Raw genomic sequence first — 12,091 nt, 5'->3', positions numbered from 1 at the left:
GCCCCGCCCACGCGGGGCGGGGCGGGACGGGCGGGCTACGCCTCCTCGGCCGCGTCGTCCTCGCCCTCGACCTCCTCGCCGACGACAGGGACGTCGGCGTCGAGGATCGCGGCGACGGCGTCGTCCGCCGTCTCCTCGACGAGCGCGCGCGGCGCGCTCACGACGGCGATCGTCCGGGCCAAGTCGGTGAGCACCTCGATCGAGCCGCCGATCGAGAGGTCGTCGACGTGGATCGACTCGCCCACCTGGAGGTTCTCGATGTCGATCGAGATGTGGCCGGGGATGTCCTTCGGGAGCGCCCGGACCTCGAGCTCGGTCAGCGACTGCGACAGGACGCCGCCGGCCTTCACGCCGACCGGCGTGCCCTCGAGGCGGACCGGGACCGTCATCGTGAGCGACTCGCCGGCCGTCAGCGCCAGGAAGTCGGCGTGGAGCGGGACGTCGGTGACAGGGTGGAAGTCGACGTCCTTGAGGATGGCCTCGTGCTCCTCGCCCTCGAACGGGAGCGCCACGCGGTACGTCTCGGTCGTGAACACGAGCGGCCGCAGCGCGAGCGTCTCGACGGCAAAGTGGACGGGCTCGGTGTGGGTGCCGTAGAGGACGCACGGGACGAGGCCGGCGCGGCGGACGGCCTTCGTGGCGGCCTTCCCGGTGTCCCGGGGCTGGGGGGCGAGGTGGACGGTCTGCATGGGGTGGGGGTACGGGGTGCGGGGTACTCGGTACGGCTAGCGCCAAGGGGCAAGCGTACCCCGTACCTCGTACTCCGTACCGTTGTTAGTCAACGAAAAGGGTGGAGATGGACTCGTCGGCGCCGATCCGGTGGATGGACTCGGCGAAGAGCGGGGCGACCGAGATGACCTCGATCTTGGGCGACGTCCGCTGGAGCGGGATCGTGTCGGTGACGACGACGCGGCTGAGCGGGCTGGCCTCGATGCGGTCGATGGCCGGGCCGGAGAGGAGCGCGTGCGTGCAGAAGGCCTGCACGTCGAGGGCGCCGCCGTCGGCGAGCGCCTGGGCGCCGGACGTGAGCGTGCCGGCCGTGTCGCACATGTCGTCGATGAGGAGGCAGTTCCGGCCGTCGACGTCGCCGATCACGTTCATGACCTCGGCGACGTTGGCCTCGGGCCGGCGCTTGTCGATGAGCGCGAGGTCGGCGCCGAGGCGCTTGGCGTAGGCCCGGGCCACCTTCGAGGCGCCCACGTCCGGGGCGACCACGACGAGGTTGTCGCGGAACGCGCGGAGGTCCGCCCCGCCCCGCCCATCCGCGTCCGCCCCGCCCGGCCGCGAGTGCTCGTCCAGCCACTGCTCGAACACGACGCTCCCGTAGAGGTGGTCGACCGGGATGTCGAAGAACCCCTGGATCTGGGCCGCGTGGAGGTCCATCGTGAGCACGCGGTCGACGCCGGCCTGCTCGAGCATCCGGGCGATCATGCGCGCCGCGATCGAGACGCGCGGCTGGTCCTTCCGGTCCTGGCGGGCGTAGCCGAAGTACGGGATGACGGCCGTGATCCGCGCCGCCGACGCGCGCCGCGCGGCGTCGACCAGGAGCATGAGCTCCATCCAGTTTTCGGCCGGCGGCGGCGTCGACTGGACGATGAACAGGTCGGTCCCCCGAATCGACTCGTCGTAGCGGACGTAGATCTCGCCGTCGGAAAAGTCCCGGAGCGTGACGCCGCCGAGCTCGCCCGAGTGGTCGCCCTCGACGCGGCCGTAGGCCGCGGCGATGTCGCGGGCGAGCGCGGGCACGCTCCGGCCGGCGAAGATCGTGACGGGGAGGGCGGGGTGGGACACGGGGCGGACCCGGAAGGCGGGCGTTCGCAGGACGGACCCTGCGGGCGGGGAGGCAGGCCCTGCGGGCGGGGCGGCGGGGGCGGTTGCCCGAGGAGGATTCGAACCTCCACAAACAGCTCCAAAGGCTGCTGTGCTGCCATTACACCATCGGGCAAAGTCGGCGCCGGGGCGGGGCGGACCCCACGGGCGAACCCAAGGGGCGAGGCGGCATCAGTGCCGCCGGTGTCGCCTCGGCGCAGAACTGCGAAACTAGGGGGCCGCTGGGCCGCCGGCCAACCCGCGCCCTTCGCAGAGCGGCCGCCCCGCCCCGCCGGAGCGCGTCTTGCCGTCGTTTTCACCGCCCCTACCCGTACCTGCCCCGCCCGTGCCTGCCCCGCCCGTGACAGACCCCGCCCTCTCCGCGCTGAACGGCGCCCCCTCCCCCGACGAGCGCTCCGCGATCGGCGTGCTCGGCGGGCTCGGCCCGTACGCCGGCCTCGGCCTCGTCCGCGCCGTGTTCGACGAGACCGACGCCCACGCGGACCAGGAGCACCTGCCGGTCACGCTCGTCTCCTACCCCGGCCGCATCCCCGACCGCGCCACCTGGATCGCCGACGCGTCGGCGCCGTCGCCGCTCCCGGCCATGCTCGAGGTGCTCCGGCGGCTCGACGACGCCGGGTGCGCCGTCGCCGGCGTCCCGTGCAACACGGCCCACGCGCCGGCCCTCTTTGACCGGCTCGTGGCCGGTCTCGCCGCCGAGGACCGCGCGCTCCGCCTCGTCCACATCGTCGACGCGATCGTGGAGCGCGTGCGGGAGGTGGCCCCTCGCGCCGAACGCGTCGGCGTGCTGGCGACCACGTCGTCGGTCGAGAACCGGCTCCACCAGATCGGCCTGGAGGCGGCGGGCGTCGAGGCCGTCGTCCCCAACCCCGAGCATCAGGCCCGCGTGCAGGAGTCGATCTACGGCCGCGCGTGGGGCCTCAAGGCGCAGTCCGCCCCGCCCGACCCGCGCGCGCGCGCCGTCCTGCTCGACGCGGCCGACCACCTGATCGGCCGGGGCGCCGAGGCCGTGATCCTGGGCTGCACCGAGCTCCCGCTCGCGGTCCCCGAGCCCGAGCGAGGCGGGGTCCCGCTCGTGAACTCGACGCGGGCGCTGGCGCGGGCGCTCATCCGCGCCAGCCACCCCGCCCGCCTCCGGGCGGGGCGGGGCGGGTGAGCAGGGCCGCCCCGCCCGGGTCCGCCCCGCCCCAGAAGGAGGAGCGCGGGCGGGGTGGGAGCAGCGGCCTCGTCGTTTCTCTCCGCCCGAGCGGGGCGGCCTGTCCTTCAGAAGTGCCCCCCGGGCGCCGACACCGCGTTCTAGATTCGCTCCCGAGCCCGCCCCGCCCCGCCCCCGCCGTTTGAGACGCCTCTTTCCTGGACGCTAGCGGCCGCCGAGGCCGCCGGCCTGCCCGCAGATGCTCCTCGAGCGCAGCCTCCTTCTCCAGCGCGGCCTGTTCGCCGCCGACCTCGTGCTCATCGCCCTGGCGTGGGTGCTGGCGTGGACCGTCCGGTTCGAGGTGCTGACGCCGCCCGAGTGGGTCTCGCTCGGGGCCTACCTGGGGTTCTTGCCGTTCGTGCTCGTCGTGTGGGGCGGGGTGTTCCTGCTCTCGGGGCTCTACCAGACGCGGCGGGCGCAGCGGCTCCCGCTCATGGTGTTCGCCGTCGCGCGGGCCGTCGCGCTGGGCGTGGCGGCGTCGGTCGCGGCGCTGTTCTTCTTCCGGGAGTTCTCGTTCTCGCGGCTCCACATGCTCCTGTTCGGGGCGATCTCGTCGGCGCTCCTCGTCGCCCTGCGGACGGCCATCTACGCCGCGCTCCGGCAGGCCCGCGAGCGCGGCCACAATGTCCGCCGCGTGCTCATCGTGGGCGCGGGGAAGGCCGGTCAGCGGCTGGCGCGGGCGTTCCAGCACTACCCGTGGATGGGGTTCGAGGTGGTCGGCTTCCTCGACGACCGCGGCGACGCCGTCGACGCCGAGCCGGCCGACCCGTTCTACCCGGGCCAGGAGGCGGCGCCCCGCGTGATCGGCCCGGTCCGCGACATCGGCGCCGTGCTGGACCGGCTGGGCGGGGTGGACATGGTCTACGCCGCGCTCCCGCTCTCGGCCGCCGACAAGATCGAGGCGGTCGCCGAGGCGTGTACGACGCGGACGGCCCACCTCTGCCTCGTCCCCGACATCCTCGGCCTCGACCTGCTCCTCAACAGCCGCGTGTCCGACGTCGACGGGCTCCCGGTCATCCACCTCTTGGACGAGGCCCCGTTCGACGTCCGCCAGATCGTCAAGCGCGCGGCCGACGTCGCGTTCTCGCTCGCGGCCCTCGTGCTCACCTCCCCGCTCCTGGCCCTGATCGCGGCGGCGGTCAAGTTGTCGTCGCCGGGGCCGGTCCTCTACCGCCAGACGCGGATGGGCCTCAACGGGCAGACGTTCGAGATCCTCAAGTTCCGCTCGATGCCGGTCGGCGTCGAGGCCCAGAGCGGGGCGGTGTGGTCGCGGCGCGGCGAGGCCCGGGCCACGCCCGTCGGCGCCTTCCTCCGGCGGACGAGCCTGGACGAGCTCCCGCAGTTCCTCAACGTGCTCCGCGGCGACATGTCGGTCGTCGGCCCGCGGCCGGAGCGCCCGGCGCTCATCGAGGGGTTCCGGCACCAGATCCCGGGTTACATGCTCCGCCACAAGATGAATGCCGGCATCACGGGCTGGGCGCAGGTCCACGGCTGGCGCGGCGACACGAGCCTGGAGAAGCGGATCGAGTTCGACCTCTTCTACATCCGCAACTGGTCGCTCGGCATGGACGTCAAGATCCTCTTCCTCACCCTGTTCCGCGGGTTCGTCCACGAAAACGCGCACTGAATGCGGAATTGAGAATGTTGAACGCGGAACGAAGTGCAGACCAGCCGGGAAAGCCACGGCAGGTACGCGACATCGGCGAACGGACGTTGGCGTATGGTGTCCGGGCTGTCCGGCTGTTCCGAGCGCTCCAGGAGTCCAGCGACCGGGCGGGGTGGGTGATCGGGAAACAGTTTCTTCGGTCCGCAACCTCCATCGGAGCGAACGTGGCGGAGGCCCAGGCCGGCGAGAGCCGGAAAGACTTCGTCCACAAGCTCCAGATCGCTCAGAAGGAAGCCCGCGAGAGCTTGTACTGGCTCCGCCTGCTCGCCGAAGCCGAGGTGACCGCTCCCTCGCGCCTCCGCGGCATCACGCGCGAGACGGACGAACTCGTTGCGATTCTGACTGCGATCACGCGAAACGCGAAACGCAACTCGGCCAGATAGCAGACCTTCCGCATTCAACCTTCCGCATTCCACATTGCTCGTCGTAAACGACCTTCATCTCGCGTTCGGCGGCCGCGTCCTGTTCGATGGCCTCTCGTGGACCGTCCGTGGCGGCGAGCGGGTCGGGCTCGTCGGGCCGAACGGGGCCGGCAAGTCGACGCTGCTCCGCGTCATCGCCGGCGACCAGGCGCCCGACGCGGGCGGGGTGGTTTATGAGGGCGGGGCGACCGTCGGGTTCCTGCGCCAGGACACGCAGGAGCAGGACATCGAGACGACGCCGCTCGAGGACGCGCTCCGGGCCTTCGACGACGTGCTCCGGCTGGAGGCCGAGGCCGAGGCGTTGACGAAGCAGATGGAGGCGCACGCCGACCACACGTCGGACGACTACTTCGCCCTCGTCGAGCGGTTCAGCAAGGTCCACGACCGGCTCGTCACGCGCGAGGCGCACACGGCCGAGGCGCGGGCGGCCGCCGTGCTCTCGGGGCTCGGGTTCAGCGCCGACGAGATGCGCCGGCCGCTCAAGACGTTCTCCGGCGGCTGGCGGATGCGGTCGACGCTCGCGCGGATGCTGCTCGGCGAGCCCGACGTGCTGCTCCTCGACGAGCCCACGAACCACCTCGACATCGAGTCCATCGACTGGCTCGAAGGGCACCTCACGGGCTACCCCGGCGCCGTCGTCCTGGTCTCGCACGACCGCTACTTCCTCGACCGCATGACGACGGCGACGGCCGACCTCGTGCGCGGCCAGATCGACAGCTACGCCGGCAACTACTCGCACTACCTCGAAGCCCGGCAGGAGCGGCGGGCGCACTGGCAGGCGCGGTACGACAACCAGCAAAAGGAGATCGCCGAGGCCGAGCGGTTTATCGCCCGGTTCCGCGCCAAGGCCACGAAGGCGAAGCAGGCCCAGAGCCGGATCAAGATGCTCGAGAAGCTCGAGCGCATCCCGCCGCCGCCGGCCGAGGCCAATACGATCCGGTTCCGGTTCCCCGACCCGCCCGCGTCCGGGCGCCAGGTGGTCGAGCTGGGCGCGTTCGCCAAGTCGTACCCCGCGCCGGAGGGCGGCGAGACGGTCGTGTTCGACCACGCCGACCCGCTCGTGCTGGAGCGGGGCGACAAGGTGGCGCTGGTCGGCAAGAACGGGGCCGGCAAGTCGACGCTCGCGCGCATCCTGCTGGGGACGGAGTCGGTCGACGGCGAGGTCCGCCAGGACCGCCGCGCTGAGATGGCCCACTTCGCGCAGCACCAGGCCGAGGCGCTCGACCCGTCGCACACCGTCTTCCAGTCGCTCCAGGAGGTCTCGCGCGGGCACTCCGACACCGAGCTCCGCTCGCTCCTCGGCGCGTTCCTGTTTACGGGCTCGGACGCCGAAAAGAGCGTGTCCGTGCTCTCCGGCGGCGAGCGCTCGCGGCTCGCGCTCGCGCGGACGCTCCTCAGCCCAGCCAACGTCCTCGTCCTCGACGAGCCGACGAACCACCTCGACCTGGTCTCGAAGAACGTGCTCGCCGAGGCGCTCCGCCAGTACACCGGCACGTTCGTGCTCGTCAGCCACGACCGCCACTTTATCGACGCCGTCGCCGAGTCGGTGTGGTACGTCGAGGACCGCGGCGTGCGGACCTACCGCGGCACGTACTTCGAGACGCAGTGGCAGCGCGAGAACGGGACGGCGGCCAAGCACCTGCCCTCGGGCGACGGCGCGGCCCAGACCGCCCCGCCCACGCCTGCGCCGCCCGCGAAGGGCGGGGCGGCCGCGCCAGCGAAGGGCGGGAAAGCAGCGGGCGGGGCGGGCAAGGGCGGGGCGGCGAAGTCCTCGGGCGGCAAAAAATCGAAGGAGGACAAGCGCCGCGAGGCCGAGGCCCGCAACGCGCTCTACCGCATGATGAAGGACGGGACGGTCCCGTCGGCCAAGGAGCTCGGGCCGGACCTCGCGCAGCGGGCGCTCGACCTGTTGGAGCAGTCCGTCGCCGACAAGGAGGGGGAGATCGAGACGCTGGAGGCGCAGATGGCCGACCCCGACCTCTACGCGAAGCCCAAGGAGTTCGAGACCACGATGGCGTCGCTCACGACGGCGAAGGCGGACCTCAAGGGGCTCTACAAGCGGTGGGAGCGGCTGGCCGCCCAGGTCGAGGCGCTCTAATACGGGCTCGCTGAGTTCGTCAGGCACTCGCCACCCCGCCCGGCCCCTCACCCTGGCCGCCCCGCCCCCTCGCCCTGGCCGCGCCGACGCTGCGCGACGTTCGGGCGCGGGGCGGCTGGACCACCCTGCCCACCCAGCGCGAGCGGGGCGGCCGCGCCCGTTCGGACCTCGGCGGCCGCCCGCCGCGGTCTGCCGCCCCGGCCTCCGCCTACGAGCACGGGGGCGAGCCCCAGTCCGCGTGGCCGCGCCTGGCCTGGCACCGGACCTGGCGGCCGGCGTCGACGAGCTCCCACGTGCCGACCCCGTTGTCGCGGTAGAGCAGGCGCAGGCGCTCGTCGCGGACCGAGTCGTCGCGGAGGTCGTAGGCCGTCACCAGGACCACGGCCTCGCCGTCGTACACCTCCACGACCTCGACCTCGACGGCGTCGGTCTCGTACCGCCGCGCGATGGCCTCGGCGGCGGCCTCGGGCGTGGACGCCGCATTGTAGCCGTCGAGGACGTCGGGGGCGGGGCGGTAGGTGTCGCCGCCCGCGGCGGCCGAGCCGCCCCCGCTCGCCCCGCCCGGAACGCGCGGGAGGAGCTCGAGGGCGGACACGACCTCGACGGCCTCGACGAGGCTCACGGGCCGGCAGCCGTCGGCCGTGTCGCTGAGGAACAGCACGCCGACGCCGTCGAGCGCGATCGGCTCCGAGACCACCGTCTGCACCCCCCACACCTGAGCGCTCGTCGCACCCGGGTCGTCGGCGGCCTCGAACACGCGGACGGTCGGGCGCCCGGGGAGCCCGCGCGCGATCGCCTCCTGCGAGACGAGCGGGTAGTCCGGCAGGCGCATCCCGCCCGTGTCGCCGCTCACCTCGAAGCACGCGCCGTCGTCGCGGCGGTAGTCGAGCGCGTAGCGGACGGAGCCGGCGCGGCGCTCGACTTCGAGCCCGCCCAGGCGGAACGCCCCGGTCGCGCCCGGGACGACCACGGGGATGCCCAGCTCGTCCAGGTACAGGACCTGGTCCGACGAGAGACCGGCGACCTCGGGGACGGCGGGGGCCTCGGCTTGGGGCGGGGCGGAGCAGGCGGCGAGCGCGAGCGCCGCGACGAGTGCGAGGGGTCGGGGCGGCAGGATCGGCGACATGCGGGCGGGGTGGGCGAGGGCAGCGTGGGGAGACTACGCCCGACTCCGCGCGCGGTCCCTACGCCGTCCGCATCTCGGCGCGGCGGAACGCGGCCACGTTCTCGGCCACGTCGCCCCGGAAGACGGCGCTGCCGGCGACGAACACGTCGGCGCCGGCGTCGAGGAGGGCGCGCGCGTTGTCCGGCGACACGCCGCCGTCGACCTCGATGAGCGGCCGCCCCGCCCCGGCGGTCTGCGCTCCGCTCGTCATCTGGCGGAGCCGGCGGACCTTGTCCGTCGAGCCCGGGATGAACGACTGCCCGCCGAAGCCGGGGTTGACCGACATCACGAGGACGAGGTCGAGGTCGCCCAGGACGTCTTCGAGCATCACGAGCGGGGTGGCCGGGTTGACCGCCACGCCGGCCCGGCACCCGAGCGCGTGGATGGCCTGGACGGTCCGGTGGAGGTGCGGGCACGCCTCCTGGTGGACCGTGATAACGGACGCCCCGGCCTCGGCGAAGTCCTCGAGGTAGCGGTCCGGCTCCTCGATCATGAGGTGGACGTCGAACGGCGTGTCAGTCTCGTCGGCGAGCGCTCGGAGCCCGCGCATGACGGGCACGCCGAACGAGATGTTCGGGACAAAGTGGCCGTCCATCACGTCGATGTGGAGCCAGTCGGCCCCGGCGTCTATGGCCTCGCGGGCGTGGGCTTCGAGGCGGCCAAAGTCGGCGGCGAGAACAGAAGGGGCGAGCGTCATGAGGAGCGGGGGCGGGGCGGTGTCGGACGGCCCGCTCCGCCGCTGGGATCCGCCGCCCCGCCCGGTCTCGTTGCCAGGGGCGGGGCGGGGCGCACGAGGCTCCTTGCCGCTGCACCAGGGCAACGTGCAGGGAGGTACAGGGTACTCGGTACGGGGTACAGGTACGCGCGCGCCGAGGGCAGACCGGGCCGTACCTCGTACTCGGTACCCCGTACCCACCCGAAGGGTGCTCTAGGCGCCCCGCCCCGCCTGCCACGCGGCCCACTTGGCCGCCCCGGCCCCCACCCCGCCCAGCGCGACCGCGAACGACTGCAGGAGCGGCACCGCGAGCGGCGCCGAGGCGCTCTTCGGCCCCGGCGCGACGACGAACGCGAGCACGTACATGGCGGCCGCGAAGAACACCGCCAGCACCAGCCCGGCGAGCACGGCCGCCTCCGCCCACGGCACCCCGTTCGCCCACCGCGCAAGCGCCACGAAGGCGACGTACGGGAGCAGCGCGATCATGACGACCGACGCCAGCGCCTGCCACGGCCGCCCGTCCGCCGTCACGACGATCAGCACGAGCGTGGCCACGACGGCGCCCGTCGCCACGAACCGGACGATCCGGGCCAGAGCGCCGGGCGGGACGGGAAGGCTCACAGTCGGGGCGGGGTGGACCCAAAGGGCGGGGGCCGGAAACTAGCGCCGCTCCCTCCTCCCCCACCCCGCCCGCGGCCTGGACAACGCCGCCCCGCCCGCGGGACACGGGCGGGGCGGGCGCGGAGGCGGGGCGGCCGGCTCGTTCGCGGGCGGGGTGGCTAGCTGCGGACGCGGCGGGCGGCCTCGACGACGGCCTCGACCGTGAGCCCGAGGTCCGTCAGGGCGTCGGCGCCCGGCGCGCTCTCGCCAAAGCGGTCAATCGCGATGACCTCGCCGTCCAGCCCGACGACGCGGCCCCACCCGTACGGGCTCGCCGCCTCGACGGCCACGCGCGCGCGGACGGACGACGGCAGGACGGACTCGCGGTACGCCTCGTCTTGCTGGAAAAAGAGACGGTCGCACGGCATCGACACCACGCGGACCGCCCCGCCCAGCTCCTTTTTCGCCTCCATGAGCAGGTTCACCTCGGCCCCGGCCCCGACTAGGATCAGGTCCGGCTCACCGTCGGCGTCGGAGAGCACGTAGCCGCCGCGCGCGACGCCGTCGACGGCGCGGTCCTTCGACTCCGCGAACGTGGGCAGCGCCTGGCGGCTGAGCGCGAGGGCCGTCGGGCCGGGGCTCTCGACGGCCAGCTTCCACGCCGCCGCCGTCTCGTTGGCGTCCGCCGGGCGGACGACGTGGAGGCCGGGGATCGCGCGGAGCCCGGCCAGCTGCTCGATCGGCTGGTGCGTCGGCCCGTCCTCGCCCAGCCCGACCGAGTCGTGCGTGAACACGTGGACCACCGGCGCCTCCATGAGCGCGCCCAGGCGCACGGCCGGCTTCATGTAGTCGGAGAAGATGAGGAACGTGCCGCCGTACGGGCGCACGCCGCCGTGGAGCGCCATCCCGTTCATGGCCGCCGCCATCGCGTGCTCGCGGATCCCGTAGTGGACGTAGCGGGCCTCGGCCGTCGTCTTCTGAAAGTCCTGCATCCCCTTCGCCTTCGTCTTCACCGACGGCGTGAGGTCGGCCGACCCGCCCACGAGTTCGGGGAGGACCGGGACGAGCGCGTCGAGCACCTTGCCGCTCGCGGCGCGGCTCGCCATGCCCTTTTCGTCGGCGTCGAACGTGGGCAGCGCGTCGGTCCAGCCGTCGGGGAGGCGGCCCTCGATGCGGCGCCGGAGGTCGGCGGCCTGGTCGGGCTGGGCCTCGGCGTAGGCCGTCAGGCGGCCCTCCCACTCGTGCTGCTCCCGCGCCCCGCGCGCAGCCTGCTCGTGGAACAGCGCCGTCGCGTCGTCGGGAACGTAGAAGTCGGGCTCGAGCGGGATGCCGAGGTTCTTTTTCGTCGCCTCGATCTCCTCGTCGCCGATGGCGTCGGAGTGGACCGTGTGCTGGCCGGCCAGGTTGGGCGACCCGTACCCGATCGTCGTGCGGACTTCGAGGAAGCTGGGCCGGTCGAGCACGTTGCGGGCCTCGCGGATGGCGCGCGCGACGGCCTCGTTGTCGTGCCCGTCGATCTCGCGGATCACGTGCCACCCGAGCGCCTCGTACCGCCCCGCCCGGTCCTCGGTGAACGAGAGCTGGGTGTCGCCGTCGATCGAGACGTGGTTGTCGTCGTAGAGCACAACGAGCCGACCCAGCCCGAGGTGCCCGGCCAGCGACGACGCCTCGTTCGTCACGCCCTCCTGGAGGTCGCCGTCCGACGCGATCACGTAGGTGTAGTGGCCGACGACGACGTGGTCCGCCGTGTTGAAAGCGGCCGCCAAGTGCTTCTCAGCGATCGCCATGCCGACGGCCGTGGCGAGCCCCTGCCCGAGCGGCCCCGTCGTCGTCTCGACGCCCGGCGTGTGGTGGACCTCGGGGTGGCCCGGCGTCTTCGAGTGGAGCTGCCGGAACTCCTTGAGGTCCTCCAACGAAACGTCGTAGCCGCTCAGGTGGAGGAGGCTGTAGATCAGCATCGACCCGTGGCCGGCCGAGAGCACGAAGCGGTCGCGGTCGAACCACTGCGGGTCCTCCGGGTTGTGCTTCAGGAACCGGGTCCAGAGCACGGTCGCCGCGTCGGCCATCCCCATCGGGAGCCCGGGGTGGCCGCTGTTGGCCTTTTCGACGGCGTCGATCGTCAGGCCGCGGATCGTGTTCGCGGCGACCTCTTCGAGGTGGGCGCGTTCTCGCGAGGACCGCTCCGGGGCGGGGTCCTCCATCTGGTCGGTGCTAACGGTCGGCTGGGCCATGAGGGGCGGGGTGGTGAGAGGGGCGGACCGTACGAGGGCGGGGCGGCGAGGGTCCCCCCAGGAAGTGCCGCGGCCGGGCCGGCGAGGGCGGGGCGGCCCCCACACGCACCGCCCCGCCCTGCCCGTTGGAGCCGCCGCAGCCGGCCGGCGTATCTCTGGCCGCCCCGCC

Annotated in this window: 10 protein-coding genes and 1 tRNA gene; 4 read left to right on the top strand and 7 right to left on the bottom strand. The window is 73.2% G+C overall.

The genetic code is table 11. The annotated features are described in order from the left end of the window. Positions 1-35: 35 nt before the first annotated feature. The 3 genes from RM540_RS01270 to RM540_RS01260 form a co-directional block, all read right to left on the bottom strand. A complete protein-coding gene (locus tag RM540_RS01270) occupies positions 36-689 on the bottom strand; it encodes a 50S ribosomal protein L25 (protein WP_311661415.1) in 654 nt (217 codons plus the stop codon). Positions 690-774: 85 nt separating this feature from the next. Continuing rightward, a complete protein-coding gene (locus RM540_RS01265) occupies positions 775-1,791 on the bottom strand; it encodes a ribose-phosphate diphosphokinase (protein WP_311661413.1) in 1,017 nt (338 codons plus the stop codon). An 83-nt stretch (positions 1,792-1,874) separates the two neighbouring features. After that, positions 1,875-1,945 (bottom strand) — tRNA-Gln (locus RM540_RS01260). A 210-nt stretch (positions 1,946-2,155) separates the two neighbouring features. Here RM540_RS01260 and RM540_RS01255 point away from each other — a divergent pair. The 4 genes from RM540_RS01255 to RM540_RS01240 all read left to right on the top strand — a co-directional run bounded on the left by RM540_RS01255 (position 2,156) and on the right by RM540_RS01240 (position 7,211). After that, complete coding sequence (locus RM540_RS01255; protein WP_311661411.1) at positions 2,156-2,986, top strand: aspartate/glutamate racemase family protein; 831 nt, start codon at positions 2,156-2,158, stop codon at positions 2,984-2,986. 238 nt (positions 2,987-3,224) lie between these two features. Continuing rightward, positions 3,225-4,652 carry an undecaprenyl-phosphate glucose phosphotransferase gene (locus tag RM540_RS01250; protein ID WP_311661409.1) on the top strand — a complete coding sequence of 476 codons (1,428 nt, stop codon included), beginning with the start codon at positions 3,225-3,227 and terminating at the stop codon, positions 4,650-4,652. 86 nt (positions 4,653-4,738) lie between these two features. Continuing rightward, positions 4,739-5,074, top strand: coding sequence for a four helix bundle protein (locus RM540_RS01245; RefSeq protein ID WP_311661408.1), 336 nt, complete (start codon positions 4,739-4,741; stop codon positions 5,072-5,074). Between the two features lie 34 nt (positions 5,075-5,108). Beyond that, on the top strand, positions 5,109-7,211 hold the full coding sequence (locus tag RM540_RS01240; protein ID WP_311661406.1) for an ABC-F family ATP-binding cassette domain-containing protein: 2,103 nt from the start codon (positions 5,109-5,111) through the stop codon (positions 7,209-7,211). A gap of 208 nt (positions 7,212-7,419) precedes the next feature. On the opposite strand, the gene RM540_RS01235 is transcribed toward RM540_RS01240, so the two are convergent. The 4 genes from RM540_RS01235 to tkt all read right to left on the bottom strand — a co-directional run bounded on the left by RM540_RS01235 (position 7,420) and on the right by tkt (position 11,892). After that, positions 7,420-8,337 (bottom strand): hypothetical protein, encoded by a 918-nt coding sequence (locus RM540_RS01235; protein WP_311661404.1) that lies wholly within the window; start codon positions 8,335-8,337, stop codon positions 7,420-7,422. A 58-nt stretch (positions 8,338-8,395) separates the two neighbouring features. Then, positions 8,396-9,073 carry a ribulose-phosphate 3-epimerase gene (gene rpe, locus RM540_RS01230; protein WP_311661402.1) on the bottom strand — a complete coding sequence of 226 codons (678 nt, stop codon included), beginning with the start codon at positions 9,071-9,073 and terminating at the stop codon, positions 8,396-8,398. Between the two features lie 231 nt (positions 9,074-9,304). After that, positions 9,305-9,712 (bottom strand): hypothetical protein, encoded by a 408-nt coding sequence (locus RM540_RS01225; protein WP_311661400.1) that lies wholly within the window; start codon positions 9,710-9,712, stop codon positions 9,305-9,307. Between the two features lie 158 nt (positions 9,713-9,870). Beyond that, complete coding sequence (gene tkt / locus RM540_RS01220) at positions 9,871-11,892, bottom strand: transketolase (RefSeq protein ID WP_349256285.1); 2,022 nt, start codon at positions 11,890-11,892, stop codon at positions 9,871-9,873. Positions 11,893-12,091: the final 199 nt, after the last annotated feature.

The organism is Rubrivirga litoralis (assembly GCF_031846415.1).
Lineage (GTDB): Bacteria > Bacteroidota > Rhodothermia > Rhodothermales > Rubricoccaceae > Rubrivirga > Rubrivirga litoralis.
Note: the sequence above shows the minus strand (reverse complement) of the source record. Positions and strands in the feature narration are given on the sequence as shown.

What these genes read in the sequence shown, in the direction of transcription:
- RM540_RS01250 (WP_311661409.1), top strand. Translation starts at nt 3,225, where the DNA reads ATGCTCCTCGAGCGCAGCCTCCTTCTCCAGCGCGGCCTGTTCGCCGCC.
- tkt (WP_349256285.1), bottom strand. Translation starts at nt 11,892, where the DNA reads ATGGAGGACCCCGCCCCGGAGCGGTCCTCGCGAGAACGCGCCCACCTC.
- RM540_RS01270 (WP_311661415.1), bottom strand. Translation starts at nt 689, where the DNA reads ATGCAGACCGTCCACCTCGCCCCCCAGCCCCGGGACACCGGGAAGGCC.
- rpe (WP_311661402.1), bottom strand. Translation starts at nt 9,073, where the DNA reads ATGACGCTCGCCCCTTCTGTTCTCGCCGCCGACTTTGGCCGCCTCGAA.
- RM540_RS01235 (WP_311661404.1), bottom strand. Translation starts at nt 8,337, where the DNA reads ATGTCGCCGATCCTGCCGCCCCGACCCCTCGCACTCGTCGCGGCGCTC.